This is a genomic window from Pseudoalteromonas sp. TB25 (genome assembly GCF_000497995.1).
GTDB classification, from domain to species: domain Bacteria; phylum Pseudomonadota; class Gammaproteobacteria; order Enterobacterales; family Alteromonadaceae; genus Pseudoalteromonas; species Pseudoalteromonas distincta.
The window spans coordinates 36,314-52,539 of sequence record NZ_AUTI01000415.1 but is presented as its reverse complement, the minus strand read 5'-3'; the positions used below and the strand labels follow the sequence as shown (position 1 = coordinate 52,539).

Sequence of the window (16,226 nt, the reverse complement as noted above, 5' to 3'; positions counted from 1 at the left end):
GACCCCGTTCATGCAATAAAATTGAGTTTAGGCAATCCGCATTAATTGTATAATGATATTTCTGCTTCTAAAGAGTATGTTTATGAGAACCATTGGAAAACTGGCAAAAGATTTAGATATCAATGTTGAAACAATCCGTTTCTATGAGCGCCAAGGTCTGATAGAGCAACCTTTAAAACCAGAGTCTGGTTACAGAATGTATGGCGATGCCCTTACCAGTCAACTCAAATTTATTCTGAAAGCTAAAGCATTAGGGTTTACGCTGAAAGAAATTGAATCGCTTATGTCACTAAGTGACAGTTGCGCTGATATTGAGTCGATGGGGTTGCAAAAACTTAATCTCATTCGTAATAAAATTGCTGATTTACAGCGATTAGAGAAAGTAATTCAAGATATGACAGATTCTTGCAAGGCCAATCAAGACCCTCAATCCTGCCCGGTAATAAATTCACTTAAATAGCTATTGACCCCGTACTTATGTACGGAGTTTATACTACCTTAAAAATTGAGGTAGATAGTTATGATCAATAAAATTCTAGATAAAGTAGGTTCTGGTGGCGTTTGGCTAGCCGCCCTTAGCTGCACAGCATGTTTTCCTGCACTCGGCTCATTGGCATCTGCTCTTGGGTTAGGTTTTCTTTCACATTTTGAAGGGATAGCGGTGAACACCTTATTGCCATTATTTGCTTCACTAGCGTTGTTAGTTAATTTCTATAATTGGTATCAACATCGAGATTCATTGAGAGGCGTTTTAAGTGTCATTGGCCCAATTGCAGTATTGCTGACCCTTTATCCTTTATGGCAATACGACTGGAGCACTTACTTATTTTACTTTGGGATCATTTGGATGGTCGTAATGTCTATTTTAGATATTGTTAAGCCCATTAAGGAACCAGTATGCAAGGTATAGAACTAGAATCTAAAATCACTTGCCCTGAATGTGGATTTAGCAAAGTTGAAACCATGCCTACAAACGCTTGCCAATGGTATTACGAATGCGAAAGCTGTAAAGCACTACTTAAACCGTTAAAAGGTGATTGTTGCGTTTATTGCTCTTATGGAACAGTTAAGTGTCCTCCTATTCAAGAAGGCAATGCATGTTGCTCAGGTAAGTAGCCTAGTATTCGGTGGTTCTGTGTCAACCAAGTAATATCTTAAATGCGATTGCGATTAACACTAAACCACCAAATAGTTCAGCTTTAGATTCCAGCCATACGCCACTTCTTTCGCCGATATTCACACCAATCCAGCTAAAGGCAAACGTCGTGACGCCTATTATCAAGCAAGCTACGGCTATATCTACCTCAAGCAATGTGATTGCATAACCTGCCGCCATTGCATCAATACTGGTGGCAATAGCAAGAACAAATAGCACACGATGAGTAACATTAGCAATATCTTCTTCAATTCCTTCAGATTGGGACTCATAAATCATTTTGCCACCGATAAATACTAGCAAAATAAAAGCTATCCAAGGTGCATAATCTTCAATCCAAGATGATAAACCTTTACCGCTGTAATAGCCTAAAAGAGGCATAAAGCCTTGGAAAAAACCAAAATAAGCAGCGGCTTTAATAAAGAGCTTTTCAGCATTTACTACTTTTTTAGAACCTAAGCCTATGGATACTGCAAACGCGTCCATACTGAGTGCTATAGCTAATACAAATACTTCAAACAAACCGATTAAACCTGAATAAAATTGTTATAAGATTACGTGACGTATAATTAGTTACTTGACTGATGTTAAACACCTAAGATTTACTGACAATTTTTCTATTATCAAAGCCTTATTTTTACACCAAATTTCAGCCAGATATTCAGTAACAGTGCCAACACTTGAAGGAAACAGAATATTCCCCGCCACTTTGGCGAAAGGTCCATCAGTTTCGAGTAGAACTCTATCTTGAGGTATCCACGATATTACTTTTTTAGCTCTGGCTGAAGTTAGCATGGCTGGCCCAATAGAGAAGAAACAGCCTAGCTCGACGGCTTCTAGAACTTGCTTCTTAGTACCTAAAAACCAATGAAGAATAGAAGTACCAGCATTGGGATGTAACTTAAGTTGTTCAAGAACTTCACCAGTCGCGTTAAGACTATGGATAGTTAGTATTTTGTCATCAAAGCCTTCACATTTTTTTAGAATATGCGTGAAAACCTCTAATTGATCATCAAAGTAATCAGCGTAACCTTTTGAGCCATCCAGTCCAATTTCTCCAATATATCTAGTTCTATCAACTAGCTTATCGAATAGTGCTAATTCATTTTTTCTTAGATGAGCAAGTTGAGGGTGAAGCCCCAAGGCCGTCTTACAGTGTTTTATGCCACTTGTTAACTGGACAGTACCTTCAAAAGCTGAAGGCACCGTAGTTACTGATAGCACGTAATAATTACTGCTTTTTATGTCGTTCAATACCTCTTGATGATCTGGATATAAATCAACGTGGCAATGAAGATCCATCATGACGATTTATCCGCTTGGAGAAATAATTCAACCTCTGCCAATCCTCGCTTAATAGTTGATTCTAATTTTTCTCGTATATCTTTTTCTTGTGGTATTGGCCCTGAACTTCGAAGCCAAGAACGATAGTTATCGGATTGTTTCAATCTAATAATGGCAGTTTGAACCGCTTGGAGATCATCGCGAGTATCTTTTTCTTTGATAAGATCTCTCAACCGCTTTGTCTTGTATGGCGCATCTTGTGTAAAACCAGCATGAAAAACTGACGCTCTTCGAATAAGGCAAGGTACACAATGCCCACACTGTTTATGTTCTCTGTGCCAATGACTGCATGAAACACTTAGGGGAACTGCTTTTCTAATTGCGTCTTGATCAACACATTCCGCTAACATTTCACCTTTAGTTTTGAATTGATAGGGGTTTACAAATTTGACATGAAACCCAGTGTCTCTAAGCAAAGATTCAAGCCTGCTTAGAAAATTAGGATGAGTAGTTCTAGTGCTATGGCTACCAATCCGTCTTCTGGTAAGCGGCGGATTTATAGAAATATAGCCATTCTCTGGGACGACAATAGTTTCAATACTGCTATCGCAATTAGCATTTCTTAAGGCTGATATACCAAGTACCGCCATAGCTAGGAAGTTAAAGCTTCTTCCCCTCATACTAATGTCAGTTTTACCTTCTAAGTGCTTAATAATATGGGGAGACATTGAATAGGACAATTCGCCGAATGGCGGGGATAATAATTGCTTAATGTCTTCTTGCTTAGCGCCATCACCACGATAAGCGTGACTAACCAAGAGAGGCTTTAAATCTGATTCTCCGTTCAAAATATCAATTGCACCAACTGCGCTATCAAGACCACCAGAAAAAAGGCAAACAGAGTTGAGTCCAATTAATGATTTTGCTTTTGCTTTCGCTTGCTCACTTGTTTTAGGAGTCGGCATCGGCATAGTTGTTTTTTCAAAAGTAAACAGCCATTGATCGCCTGTAAGAAAGTTGAGCAAAGAACTCAGTTCAGGTTCTACAAAATTCCACATATCCTCATCAGTTACAGGAACATGCAAATGCATTTTTCTAGCCCATGCATTTTCTGCATTATCCCTTAATTCAAATGTATCAGCAGCGGTAACGGCGGTAGCAATTGTTATCAGATCTATTGAATCAGCATCTACATTCAATCCTAAATCACGAACTGTTTGTAGTAGTTGTTTTGACACCAAGCTGTGCTTAGTGATGTCATTTTGATGCGTATGAAACATTTGGACAGGATGACAATCATCAGAAAAGTCAGGCAAGTTAGCAGGGTCATGGTTAAAGTAAAAATTAGTCATTAAAGCTCTCCCATTCATCAACCGTCATAGCAATAGCATCGGCTTGAATTTTAGTAATATTTTCTTTGCTAATAGTACTGGGGTTGCCATTAGTTACTTTGTCTAACTGCTCTTGTGTAATCACTTTTATTAGTTCCCTTAATTCAACTTCCATTTGATGATGCTTGCTTGCTGGCTCAACATGAAACCAAGCTCTGCCCATGCCTTCAACCACATCCTGAAAAATAAGGTCTGTTAAATAACAGCCTATGGCTTCTTGGATAACTTCGTCAGTAAAACTGTTTGGGTCAAATTCTTCTGTATCGGGGAGTGCTTCTTCTAGTGCGTAATCCAACGCAACTCTTACAGCATCCGAATCGGCATTATCAGGCGCTAAATGGCTAGCAATTTTGTCGATTGCTTGATCAGTCGATAGCCCAGTTAGATCACCTAATGATAAGCTTTGATTATTAACCGTTACGGTGTCGCCACGCATGACACCAAGCAATCCAGAACCAGCAGTTATGCCGCTTGATAGTCTCCTGCTTGTGCTTTTACCTCCGCCAGAGCCTTTTCTAGAGTAACTTTTTAATGAACGCCTTAGATCTGAGGTTGAGCCACCTGTTTGCGCATATTTACCAAATGCTCTTCTGGCACTGGCAAACCTATTTGGAGGCGGTGTTGCTGTAGGTGAACCACCGATTTCTTGTTGAACCTTGTCATTGTCAATATCATTGCTATTGTCATTCTGATCATCAGCTTGATTATTATCAGAGCCAGCTTGCTCATCCCCATCAGTACCTGATGCAGGTTCTATTGTGACAGGATCTCCTTGCTCTGCCCAAGATGGAATAAGTGGACTCTTATTATTTGGTCCTGTTGACGATGCGGACGTACCCATATTACTTAGTTCCCTCTAGTTCTTTTAAAATTGGATTAAGCCATCTTTGGCGGGGCAAGCTTTTTAAAAATGTAAGAAGACTTAAGCTACATTTATCATCCTGCTTGGCAAGTAACACAGCCCCATAAATGCCTGTTGGTCTTTCGGTCCAATCACCAATCAACTTAAAGTTTTCAATCAAACCATCCATGACTGACATGTATTCTTCCTTCGGAGTTGTGGTAATCGCAGTAGAGTTAACGCCACTGACCCTTACCTTTTGCTTCATTAATTCTTCTACGAGTTTTTGAGCGGCTCCAGACATTACCGAATTAACAGCCCCCATTGGAATGCTTTCTCTGCTCAGATATGCCGCTGGTGTCAAATCCATTTCAGTGAACATGGGAGGTAATTTCGACCATTTATCAATAAAAGCTAGGTCGAGTTTCCACTCTTCAGGTAAATTAATTTCGTCAAATTCGACTTCTGAATTTTCAAGATCCGCTAATACTTTTGGATATCCGTTTTCCTTATCAATTAATTCATAAAGCTTGTTGGTAGCCTGAGTGCCTAAGCACCTCTCAAAAATTACCAGCTTAGTGATAGTTTTTTCATCAAGCTGCATTCCTCTGCGATGAGCGGTTTTCTTTCTCATCTTAACCTGATTGAGTAATCGCTTAACTATGCGAGGGTTGCCGTTAATGTTTGTGGATTCAGCTAATAGTGGAGCTAACTGTTCAGCAACCACAAATTTACTTCTGAGTTCGGAATGCTTTTCAATCTCGTGATCTTGAAGTAGCTCGTCAACGGTAATTTGTGGTTGTTTCCACGACAGCCTTAATGACTCTTCAAGGGCACATCTTATCGTTTCTAATTGCGCATCGGTAACGCCGTGATCTTGAGCAGTAAGCATCATTAAATATGCCCTTATCTCCAGAACGCCGGGTCTTGGTACATGCACAGGAATTTGAATAAGCTTGTCTAAATAATCAGTTTGATGTCGTTGAGATGCACCTTTGTGATACTCAGGCACTGCCAAGCGGATCATGTCCTCATCGGCGGCAATAACAAATGCAGTATTGGGTAAAAATAGAAATAACCTGATCGCCTCAAGGGTCGAAATAGCATTAAATGGAGAGCAGCGATCTAAATTATCGACATAGACAATAAGTGGCTTATCAAACTCCTTTAACAGATCAGAATATGCTTTTCGGAATTCTTTAATTTCTTTAGGAGGTGAAAATGATTTATTATCTTTGATCAAACCTTTGTTTTTCTTCGCGACATCCTTAGCGCCATCGACAGCACCTTTTACATCATCAACATCCAGTTCACCATCGTCACCACCACTGAATAGTCCCATGATCTTCTGTATACCACCCATAGTTGGTATACCAGCTAATGCTGCACCACCATCCATTAGCAATCCCATCAGTCTGATCTTATCTATTCGTCCAGCAAACTCTTTTGCTTTTGCACTGAGATTTTTATCGTCTGCTGCTTTTTTAACTAAAGTAGATGCAATTGTTTCTAGTAACGCCGCTTTAGCGTCATCATACCCTTGGAAAGTCCATGCATCGAAATGTACTTGGATATATTCTTGTTCATCACTTTCCAGAGAAGCCTTAGTAAGTTCAAGAATCGTCGATTTTCCAGCGCCCCAATCACCAAAAACGCCTATACTAATAGGCATTAACTCCTTTTCTGTTATAAGATCTTTTATTGACTCAGCCGTTTCATTAAAATTTAAGAAATCAATTTTTGATTCTTTATCAGACCACATAACGTCTCCTTTTATTTATTATTTCTTTTGTTCCATTCTTTCAATAATTCGGTGAACCGTGGGGCGGCTAACAGAATATTTCTTCGCTAATGCAGAGATCGATTCACCATTTAATTTATCTTTATATAATTCTTTCGCTTGTTTGTCTGATAAAGCAGGCAATCTGCCCATGTGTTTGCCTTTAGCTTTAGCCTCTTCACGACCTTCTGTGGTTCTGGCTTTTATAAGATCCCGCTCAAGTTGAGCGAATATGTGGCTACGCATAATATTTGAGATTATTTCTCATCAAGCCAGATTGGGTGAGTACTAGGAAATCTTCGTCAGATTTGAGCCTGAAGCAGTCGTAAACGATGGTACAAAATTACTTCAGCTAAAATTCACTTTGATACGAAACCGGACATTAGGCTTAGCGTATCTCATGACAAGTGTTCCAACAATATAGTCGTTGCTCTTACTTTTAAATTTAAATCTTGTTTTAGATCCTCTGTACAATTAGTAACACACCAACGCGACTTTAATGTGGAATTAGGATCATCGGTTAATTTATTCTATCTAGATAGCTCTTCTATTTTTTATCTTTGATAAACATCGGTATAAAACGGGCAGTCCAAATAATGTTAGCAGTGTTTGCTGTCACTACCCCCCAACAATTATTTTCTTGGAATAGCTATTTGAGTTACTTCCCAATCTTTTCAAATTAAATAACTTTTTATTTGACTCTATAGCCACTATAGATTTTATACTTATTTTAATATTGTTTCGGAATGTTAAATATGTCAGAAAAATGTAGTGGTCAGTGTCAATCATCTCCTACCAACGAAGACGTAAAAATTGATACACAATTAGATAACTATAGTGGCGCGTTTGTCAGTACATATAAAGTGCCTCAAATGGACTGTCCTTCAGAAGAGAGATTGATCAGATTAGCACTTGACTCAATTCAGCCTTCAGTTGGATTGCAGTTTGATATTCCTAATCGCTTAGTCAAAGTTTTTCATGATGAAAATTTAGATGAGATAACAAAAAAGTTACAACAACTTAAACTCGGTGCAGAGTTAGAGTCAACTAAACAAAGTTGCAGTACAGAAGCTGCAAAAGCAAAAGACTTAGCCCAAAAAAATGAGATGAAAGAAGCATCAACCCTAAAATGGTTGTTAGCCATTAATGGAGTCATGTTTTTTATAGAAGTAATTGCTGGGATTATTGCACAGTCTGCTGGCCTAATTGCAGACTCATTAGATATGTTTGCTGATGCTGCTGTGTATGGTTTAGCTATTTATGCCGTAGGTAAAAGTATTAGCATGAAACTTAGAGCAGCACATATATCTGGTGTGCTTCAAGTTATTCTAGCGCTAGGTGCTTTGAGCGAAGTCGTAAGACGCTTTGTTTACGGTAGTGAACCGATCTCTTCTTTAATGATGATATTTGGTGGAATAGCACTAATCGCTAACGTTGCTTGTCTGTTTTTGATATTTGGCAACAAAGAAGACGGCGCTCATATGAAAGCGAGTTGGATTTTTTCCGCAAATGACGTTATCGCAAACGTTGGTGTAATTTTAGCTGGCTTATTAGTTACAGCAACAAGCAGTCGTTATCCAGATTTAGTGATTGGTTTGATAATTGCTCTTGTCGTTTTAAACGGTGCTCGCCGCATCTTACAGCTAAAGTATTAAGCAGAGAAATGAAAATAATGCACTCATCGTATATCAAATCAAATATATCATACGTGATAATGATTTTAATCGCGGTGCAGTCTGTGTTTTTTTCGCTAGAAGAGCTTGAAATAAACTTAAGTGAAAGTTCTTTTAGTTCATCACTAACTAAGTCTATTACCCCGCTAAAAGCTCCAGAAGACTCCAATATGCTTGAGGTGAATAATAGCAACTCTTCAATTGATAATTGTAATTTTTGTTGCTGTTGTCACTTATTTTTAAATGCTGATTCTTCCTGTAACATTTTCCAAGCAATAGAATATTTCCTTACCTACGCCTTAGTTTCTCCTGAGCTAAAAGGCTATATGTCGGTGCCATTCCGCCCACCTAAATACGCCTAAATTTTATAGAAAATTAAGAAAGGTCAAATGTTAATGACCTAAATATCACATATAAATTTATAGGAAAGTATACATGGCACTTAATACCTGTGAGCATCGCAAGATAGCAATTTTGAGGTGTGTAACACCTCAGCTTAAATATATCGCGTTTCTCGCGTTGTCACTTTTTACATTTAATGTTTATGCCTTTGAAAAGCAGTTAAATCTTCAAGAGGCAATTCAGTGGACGCTTAAACAAAATCCTGAACTCAAAATATTTGATTTCAAACAAACCGCATTAACAGGACAAGAACAAACAGCAAGTTTAAATCCCGCTTATGAACTAGAAGTTGAAGCTGAGAACTTTGCAGGCTCAGGTGAATTTAATGCATTCGACAGTGCTGAATTAACAGTCGCTCTATCTTCGGTTATCGAAATGGGAGATAAACGCTCAGCGCGGATTGGACTTGTTTCAAAATCAAGAGCACTACTCAATGCTGAGAAAGAAGTCTCTGCGCTTAATTTAATGGCTCAAGTCACTGAGAAGTACGTGGAAGTACTTGCAGCCCAACAAAGAGTGATATTGGCAGATAATGCATTGAGCTTAGCACAAGAAACGTTAGAGATTGTATCTCAGCGTAACCGCGCAGGTGCTACTCCTGAGGCTGAAGTGAAACGTTCAAAAGCAGTTATTGCTCAGGCTAACCTCACCCTTCAATCTGAACAAAAGCGCTTGGAATATCTAAAGCTTTCTTTATCAGCTTACTGGGGAGAAACATCAGTGTCATTCTCTAGAGTAACTGGAGATCTGTTTCAGTTTGGCAATGATAGTGATTTTAGTAGTCTCTTTGCGAAATTAGAGAAAAACCCTGCTATTCAAGTTTATGCAAGTGAGCAGCGACTAAAAGAGGCCGAATTACAGTTGGCTAAAACAGAGTCAACGGCCAATATCAAATGGTCTGTTGGTGTTAGGCGCTCTCAAGAAGCCAATGATACGGCACTGGTCGCTGGCTTTAGCTTACCTTTGTTTGCTGAAAAGCGAAATTCTGGTGCAATCGCTAGTGCGCTAGCAGAGCGTGACCAAGTTGCCATAGAGAAAGAGGCGACTAAGTTGAGGTTTAGAAATCACTTACTACGAGCATACTCCAATAGAAAACAAGCCATATTAACAGCTAATTCATTAAAGCAGTCGGTTATCCCAATGCTTGAAGATGCACTGGAAGATACTCAAGACGCCTATCAAAAAGGTCGATATGGATATCTTGATTATGTATCGGCTAGACAAGAGCTGTTAAATGCTCGGCGAACCCTCATTGATGCGGCATCTGCTGCCCTAATTTATGGCGCAGAGATAGAAAAACTAACAAACGAAGCGCTGTCACTCTAAATAAACATCACTTTAAGTTTAATAACAATTTATTGATTCAGTTATTAACTGAATCGTTTAGGAATTCAAAATGAAAAACTATTTACTCGCACTATTGATTTTTATTGGGTATCTATCACCCATTCAAAGTGTTATCGCTAGTGAAGATGAACATGAAGGCGAAGAAGGCATTAGCAAAATAAACAATAACATGGCAAAAAGGCTTGGTGTTGAAACAGCCTATTTAGCTTCAAAAACGTTGAACCAAACTATCCCTGTATACGGCGCTACGACGATAGGCGCTGAACAATTATTTCAAGTTGGCGCTAGATATAACGGCGTTATAAAGACAATTAACTCCACTGTTGGTGATAAGGTAAAAAAAGGAGATCTATTAGCCGTTATTGAATCTAATGAAAGCTTAAATACCTATAAAATAACATCCCCTGTTTCTGGGACTGTTTTACAGCGAAATGGAAATATTGGCGGTATCACGCAAAACACTAGCTTGTTTGAAATCGTCAATTTTGACACCTTGTGGGCTGAATTTAAGGTGTTTACCAGCCAATATAATCAAATCAAAGTCGGTCAACCTGTTGATATTGAGCATGGTGAACAGGCATTCAACTCAACCATCACCAATATAATTCCAGCTAAAGATCAGTCTTATGTTTTAGCACGTGTACGTTTAAATAACACTGAGCTAAACCTAACCTCAGGCCAATTATTAATGGGCAGCGTAAAGATAAACCGATTTGAGGTGGATTTAGCCGTCGAGAAAGTTGCGATACAAGAACTGGGAGGACAATTTGGTGTCTTTGTAAAAGAAGATGAAGAGTACGAGTTTGCGCCACTTGTGCTCGGACGTTCAGACAAAAACTATATCGAGGTCATTGATGGCCTCAGTAAAGACGCTGAATATGTAAACAAAAACAGTTATCTGATAAAAGCGGATATTTTGAAATCTGAAGTAGAAGACGACGATTAGGAGACGCAATATGATTGAATCAATTTTGCGTCTTGCAATAAATAGACGCTATTTAGTATTAAGTCTGCTGATGGTAATCATCGGCGTTGGCATGTGGAGTTATCAAAAACTTCCCATTGATGCTGTTCCAGATATAACAAACGTGCAGGTACAAATAAACACTTCTGCCCCCGGTTATTCACCTTTGGAAGCGGAACAAAGGGTGACCTTTCCTGTAGAAACCGCCTTAGCCGGATTGCCAAAGCTGTCTCACACCCGCTCCCTGTCAAGATATGGATTATCTCAAGTAACCGTTATCTTTGAAGAGGGAACCGATATTTATTTTGCTCGCAACTTAATCAATGCAAGATTAGCTGCGATAAAAGGCGTTATTCCCTCTGGCTTAGAGCCAGAAATGGGTCCTATTTCGACAGGGCTTGGCGAAATATTTATGTATACCGTACAAGCTTCTCCTGACGCTAAAATGCCTAATGGAGAGCCTTATACCGCTATTGCCTTAAGAGAAATACAAGACTGGATCATTAAACCGCAATTGGCTCAAGTTAAAGGCGTCATTGAGGTCAACAGTATCGGCGGCTACAACAAGCAATATCACATAACGCCTAAACCCGAAAAATTACTTTTTCATCAGGTAACCTTTGAAGAAATATCTGATGCATTACGTAAAAACAATGACAACCGTGGCGCAGGTTATATCGAACAAAACGGACAGCAAGTTTTAGTACGCTCCATTGGGCAACTAGCGACAATAGATGAGATCCTCAATGTCATCATCAAAAAGAACGATGGTATTCCTGTAAAAATAAGTGATGTTGCCAATGTTGCTATAGGCAAAGAACTTAGAACAGGGGCTGCTACTCGTAATGGCATTGAGACAGTGCTTGGTACAACCATGATGCTGATTGGTGAGAATTCTCGCACCGTTGCTTTAGAAGTGGAACATAAGCTCAGCGAAATACAAAAATCTCTGCCAAAGGGCATTACCGCAGAGCCTGTTTACGACAGAACAACGTTAGTAGATAAAGCGATTGCAACCGTTACCAAAAACCTCGTTGAAGGTGCGCTTTTAGTTATTGTTGTGTTATTTATTCTACTTGGAAATTTACGTGCAGCTCTCATTACCGCTGCTGTTATCCCTATTTCCATGTTAATGACAATCACAGGTATGGCGCAAGCAGGAGTATCTGCCAATTTAATGAGTCTCGGCGCATTGGACTTTGGCTTGATAGTGGACGGGGCTGTAATCATCGTTGAAAACTCTGTCCGTAGGTTAGCACAGGCCCAACACAACGGTCATAGGCAAGACTTAAGAGAACGCCTAAATACCGTTTTTGAAGCCACTTCAGAAGTGATACGTCCAAGCTTGTTTGGTGTGGCAATTATCACTGTTGTTTACATCCCCATTTTCACGCTAACTGGCGTTGAAGGGAAAATGTTCCACCCTATGGCGGCAACTGTCGTTATGGCGTTAATTTCCGCAATGATCCTTTCAGTTACACTGGTTCCTGCTGCTGTAGCTGTGTTTATGAAAGGTAAAATCAGCGAAAAAGAAAGTGTAGTTATTCGTTCAACCAAGTCTATTTATGAACCATTGTTAAAAATGGCGTTGAAATTTCGTTGGGTTATTGTTTCATTCTCAACGCTGTTAATGGGGTATAGCCTTTGGTTAGCAACAACGCTGGGTAGTGAATTTGTTCCACAGCTAAATGAAGGGGATATAACAGTCCAAGCGCTAAGAATACCTTCTACCGGCCTAGAGCAATCAGTAGAAATGCAAGAAGTACTTGAGCAACGTATTAAAGCGTTTCCTGAAGTTGATAAAGTATTCTCGCGCATCGGCACATCAGAAGTAGCAACTGATCCAATGCCACCGAGTATTGCTGATATCTTTGTTATTTTAAAACCACGTAAAGAATGGGCCGAACCTTCAAAGCCAAAGAGTGAATTAGTTGAAGAAATGGAAGAAGTACTGAAAAACATTCCGGGCAACAACTATGAATTCACTCAGCCTATTCAAATGCGTTTCAATGAATTGATTTCTGGCGTTAGAGCTGATGTCGGCATCAAAATATTTGGTGATGACTTAGATCGATTATTACTTACCGCAAAAGATATTCTAAATATTGTGAAAACCGTGGACGGTGCTGCTGATGCCCGAATGGAACAGGTCACAGGTGTTCCATCTTTATCAGTAATTCCTAAACGAGAAGCGCTTGGTCGATACGGTTTGAGCGTTTCAGAACTGCAAGACTGGGTTGCTACTGCAATTGGTGGAGAATCTGCGGGGATCATTTATGAAGGAGACAGACGATTTGAGTTAGTTGTTCGCCTACCAGAGCAAACAAGAACAGATATCAATGGCTTGAANCCTGCCGCTTCCACTTGAGGGTGGTAACTATGTGCCACTTGAAGAAGTTGCAGAGCTTAAATCAGAGTCTTTACCTGCTCAAATTAGCCGTGAGAACGGAAAAAGAAGAGTTGTGGTTACCGTCAATGTTCGTGGCAGAGATTTAGGCGGCTTTGTAAAAGAAGTGAAAGCTAAAATTAATCAGGAAGGAGAAATCCCAGCAGGATACTGGCTTGATTATGGTGGAACGTTTGAACAACTAGAGTCAGCGAGTAAAAGATTAAGCTTAGTTGTGCCGATCACATTAGTTGTAATCTTAGGTATTTTGGTTATCGCATTTGGTTCATTAAAAGATGCATTAATCATTTTCAGTGGCGTGCCTTTAGCATTAACTGGGGGCGTATTTTCACTTTATTTAAGAGACATGCCCTTATCAATTTCGGCAGGTGTCGGCTTCATAGCATTGTCAGGTGTCGCCGTATTAAATGGCTTGGTTATGTTGGCTTTTATTCGAGATCTTTGGCATGAAAAAGGCGACCTTTACGTAGCGATCATTGAAGGTGCCATCATTCGTTTAAGACCTATTTTAATGACGGCACTGGTTGCTAGTTTAGGTTTTATTCCAATGGCGCTAAACACTGGAATTGGTGCAGAAGTACAACGACCACTAGCAACAGTCGTTATCGGCGGTATTGTATCTTCTACCATTTTAACTTTGTTTGTATTACCTGTTTTATATCAATGGGCGCATGGCTCTGAGAGTAACAAACAGTAATCTGACGAAATTTAAAGCCCAAAAAGCAGCTTAATTAATAGGTTATGCCTAATTAAGCTGCTTTTTATATTGTATGCCCAACATTTTATTGATAAAGCTTACTGCGCTTCATCCCGACAATTTTCATTTAAAAACTCAAACTCTATCGTTGTATGCGATAAATGATAGGAAGATAATTTAGCTGCAACTTCTTGTTTAAGCCTAATTAATTCTTTAACGTCAAAGTTGTCACTCAGCTCAAGGTGTGCTGTTAAAACGTGACTTTCACCATCTAGTGACCAAAAGTGCATGTGGTGGATACCATTAACTTCAGGAAATTCCATTAGTGATAGTTTAATACGCTTTTGAGTCTCTTTATCGGGTGCAGCTTGAAGAAATAAAACGAGTGTTGATTTCAGGTTTTTGAAAACATTAAACAAGATGAACAGCGTGAACCCTATTGATAAAAGGGGATCTAATATCGGCAGTTCAGCGAACAACAGTACGATAGAGACTATAAGAACGGCAACCCATCCAAGTACATCTTCAAGAAGGTGCCATGTCAGCACTTTCTCATTTAATGTTTCACCCGCTTTTAATTTTAATACCGCATATCCGTTAACGGCAACGCCGAGTATCGCTAGCCCTAACATCCCCTCGACTACAGGCATTTCAGGATTGGACAGCCTTGGAATTGCTTCAAATAAAATCCAAATTGAGCCAATGATTAAAACAATACTGTTTATCAATGCGCCAAAGAGAGTAAGTCTACGATAACCATAACTAAACTTATCTGATGCTTCTTTATTTGAAAAACGACTTAAAATCCACGCAAAACCTATTGAAAGACTATCACCAAGATCGTGAACTGCATCTGCCATTATCGCAGTACTGTTAGTGAGCCAACCACCTATAAATTCGATAATAGTAAATGTCACATTCAGAAAAAATGCCCAACCAATACGATCATCTTTAGAATGCTGATGACTGTGACTATGGTTGTGCATTTTGTACCTCCAGTGCTTTTGTATTTCTAATTTTTGATACATTCATATTAATCAAATGGCGAATCACACCTTGATACATCCAACGTTTTACTCCCGACAAATTAGTACCCTTTTCAAGATAAAACTCATCAGGGGAATCATAAAGCCCAAAGTCGTCATGAATACCTTCTTTTTGAATATAGGTATCTTGGCCGCACCAATTTGTGTTTGGTGAAGAGAAACACTTTGTTGCAACACCATAGACACAAAAGTCATCTTTTACTTGGTCAAATTTCTCCTGTAGAGAGCTTAAGTATTGCTCATCCAATATAAAGCCCTCTAAGTTTATCCAGCGTCCATCGAAATAAACTTCTACCCAACTATGAATGATGTATTTAGGTGCTAACCAAAATACATAGCTAGGTATAGCCCCTTTTTGTAGTTGCTGGTCTATGGTAAACCCATGAAATCGGCATTGGATACCTAGTCCACGCAATAGCGCCATTAACAGATTACCCTTAGTATTACATTGCCCATAACCATCTGCTAGTACATCGCTTGCTGCTATATCATCACTCTTGTTATAGCCAAACATTATTTCATCTTTCACAAATTGGTATGCTGCTCCAATTTTGTTGAAATCGTCTAAGCTTTGCCATCCTCGCTGATCGATCAGGGATTGGATATCTTTGTGTTCAAAATTAACGATATTCGTATTGTTTAAATATTTCTCGGTCATTTTTTATATATCCTTTTCGTTGCATACTTATACTACAGACTCTATAGTAACTATAGAATCAAATGTCTGGGGGAAATTGATGAAAATAGGCGAATTGTCTAAAAAATCGGGCTGTTCTATACAAACAATTAGATATTATGAAAGAGAAGGATTACTGTTAAATCCAAACCGTTCAGAAGGTAATTTCAGGCTGTATGATAGTAAAGCACTTAAACAATTGGAGTTCGTAAAACATTGTCGCAGCCTAGATATATCACTCAATGATATTAAACGTCTTATCGAATTAAAAAATAAGCCAGAAGAAAGCTGCTCTAGCGTTAATGCATTAATTGATCAGCAACTTGCACTAGTGAATAAACGCATGAAAGAATTAAGGGCGCTTAAAGCTGAATTACAACAGATGGCTAGTGCTTGTGGTTCGAACAATACTATTGAAGCATGCGGGATCATTAAGTCACTAGATAGTTAACTCTGTTAGAGGCATACGGGCAGAATATAGAACATTAATCGACTATTGCATGTCCTAAATGTGGACAGATAAAAACGGAAGAAATGCTGACAAATTCATGTCAGCGGTATC

16 protein-coding genes and 1 pseudogene are annotated in these 16,226 nt (G+C 39.1%); 9 read left to right on the top strand and 8 right to left on the bottom strand.

The genetic code is table 11. From position 1 onward, the window contains the following. Positions 1 to 82 precede the first annotated feature (82 nt). The 3 genes from L652_RS0119355 to L652_RS0119345 are packed head-to-tail and all read left to right on the top strand — an operon-like array spanning position 83 to position 1,116. Positions 83 to 460: a MerR family transcriptional regulator gene (locus L652_RS0119355; protein ID WP_008464133.1), complete on the top strand. Its 378-nt coding sequence runs from the start codon at positions 83 to 85 to the stop codon at positions 458 to 460. Between the two features lie 60 nt (positions 461 to 520). Beyond that, positions 521 to 910, top strand: coding sequence for an organomercurial transporter MerC (merC, locus tag L652_RS0119350; protein ID WP_008109712.1), 390 nt, complete (start codon positions 521 to 523; stop codon positions 908 to 910). Beyond that, a complete protein-coding gene (locus L652_RS0119345) occupies positions 898 to 1,116 on the top strand; it encodes a GDCCVxC domain-containing (seleno)protein (RefSeq protein WP_008109710.1) in 219 nt (72 codons plus the stop codon). Before merC ends, L652_RS0119345 begins: the two co-directional genes overlap by 13 nt. A gap of 22 nt (positions 1,117 to 1,138) precedes the next feature. Here the strand turns inward: L652_RS0119345 and L652_RS0119340 are convergent, their stop codons facing one another. From L652_RS0119340 to L652_RS1000000125545, 6 genes are read right to left on the bottom strand one after another with little or no spacing between them, the layout of a single operon-like run. Beyond that, positions 1,139 to 1,678 carry a manganese efflux pump MntP family protein gene (locus tag L652_RS0119340; RefSeq protein WP_008109708.1) on the bottom strand — a complete coding sequence of 180 codons (540 nt, stop codon included), beginning with the start codon at positions 1,676 to 1,678 and terminating at the stop codon, positions 1,139 to 1,141. Positions 1,679 to 1,729: 51 nt separating this feature from the next. Continuing rightward, positions 1,730 to 2,461 carry a Qat anti-phage system TatD family nuclease QatD gene (gene qatD / locus L652_RS0119335; protein ID WP_008109706.1) on the bottom strand — a complete coding sequence of 244 codons (732 nt, stop codon included), beginning with the start codon at positions 2,459 to 2,461 and terminating at the stop codon, positions 1,730 to 1,732. Continuing rightward, on the bottom strand, positions 2,458 to 3,792 hold the full coding sequence (gene qatC / locus L652_RS0119330) for a Qat anti-phage system QueC-like protein QatC (RefSeq protein ID WP_008109704.1): 1,335 nt from the start codon (positions 3,790 to 3,792) through the stop codon (positions 2,458 to 2,460). Before qatC ends, qatD begins: the two co-directional genes overlap by 4 nt. Beyond that, positions 3,785 to 4,672 (bottom strand): hypothetical protein, encoded by an 888-nt coding sequence (locus tag L652_RS0119325; protein ID WP_008109702.1) that lies wholly within the window; start codon positions 4,670 to 4,672, stop codon positions 3,785 to 3,787. The genes qatC and L652_RS0119325 overlap by 8 nt, the downstream gene beginning before the upstream one ends. Position 4,673: 1 nt before the next feature. Then, positions 4,674 to 6,434 (bottom strand): P-loop NTPase fold protein, encoded by a 1,761-nt coding sequence (locus L652_RS01000000124170; RefSeq protein ID WP_024596196.1) that lies wholly within the window; start codon positions 6,432 to 6,434, stop codon positions 4,674 to 4,676. Between the two features lie 18 nt (positions 6,435 to 6,452). Further along, positions 6,453 to 6,698, bottom strand: a complete 246-nt coding sequence (locus L652_RS1000000125545; RefSeq protein ID WP_016899212.1) for a helix-turn-helix domain-containing protein — start codon at positions 6,696 to 6,698, stop codon at positions 6,453 to 6,455. A 509-nt stretch (positions 6,699 to 7,207) separates the two neighbouring features. Here L652_RS1000000125545 and L652_RS0119310 point away from each other — a divergent pair. The 5 genes and pseudogenes from L652_RS0119310 (at position 7,208) to L652_RS01000000124160 (ending at position 13,942) form a co-directional block, all read left to right on the top strand. Continuing rightward, complete coding sequence (locus L652_RS0119310) at positions 7,208 to 8,107, top strand: cation diffusion facilitator family transporter (RefSeq protein ID WP_013465880.1); 900 nt, start codon at positions 7,208 to 7,210, stop codon at positions 8,105 to 8,107. A gap of 8 nt (positions 8,108 to 8,115) precedes the next feature. After that, on the top strand, positions 8,116 to 8,487 hold the full coding sequence (locus L652_RS0119305; RefSeq protein WP_253951859.1) for a hypothetical protein: 372 nt from the start codon (positions 8,116 to 8,118) through the stop codon (positions 8,485 to 8,487). A gap of 73 nt (positions 8,488 to 8,560) precedes the next feature. Beyond that, positions 8,561 to 9,853, top strand: coding sequence for a TolC family protein (locus L652_RS0119300; RefSeq protein ID WP_008109686.1), 1,293 nt, complete (start codon positions 8,561 to 8,563; stop codon positions 9,851 to 9,853). 70 nt (positions 9,854 to 9,923) lie between these two features. Then, positions 9,924 to 10,820 (top strand): efflux RND transporter periplasmic adaptor subunit, encoded by an 897-nt coding sequence (locus L652_RS0119295; RefSeq protein WP_008109684.1) that lies wholly within the window; start codon positions 9,924 to 9,926, stop codon positions 10,818 to 10,820. Between the two features lie 10 nt (positions 10,821 to 10,830). Next, positions 10,831 to 13,942 (top strand): annotated as a pseudogene (locus L652_RS01000000124160) (CusA/CzcA family heavy metal efflux RND transporter). A gap of 98 nt (positions 13,943 to 14,040) precedes the next feature. Here the strand turns inward: L652_RS01000000124160 and L652_RS0119285 are convergent. Both L652_RS0119285 and L652_RS0119280 read right to left on the bottom strand, forming a co-directional pair. Next, a complete protein-coding gene (locus L652_RS0119285; RefSeq protein WP_024596194.1) occupies positions 14,041 to 14,928 on the bottom strand; it encodes a cation diffusion facilitator family transporter in 888 nt (295 codons plus the stop codon). Next, positions 14,915 to 15,646 carry a transglutaminase family protein gene (locus L652_RS0119280; RefSeq protein ID WP_024596193.1) on the bottom strand — a complete coding sequence of 244 codons (732 nt, stop codon included), beginning with the start codon at positions 15,644 to 15,646 and terminating at the stop codon, positions 14,915 to 14,917. Before L652_RS0119280 ends, L652_RS0119285 begins: the two co-directional genes overlap by 14 nt. 79 nt (positions 15,647 to 15,725) lie before the next feature. Here L652_RS0119280 and cadR point away from each other — a divergent pair, with 79 nt between their 5' ends. Next, positions 15,726 to 16,115, top strand: coding sequence for a Cd(II)/Pb(II)-responsive transcriptional regulator (cadR, locus tag L652_RS0119275; protein ID WP_008109677.1), 390 nt, complete (start codon positions 15,726 to 15,728; stop codon positions 16,113 to 16,115). The last annotated feature ends 111 nt before the right edge of the window (positions 16,116 to 16,226 follow it).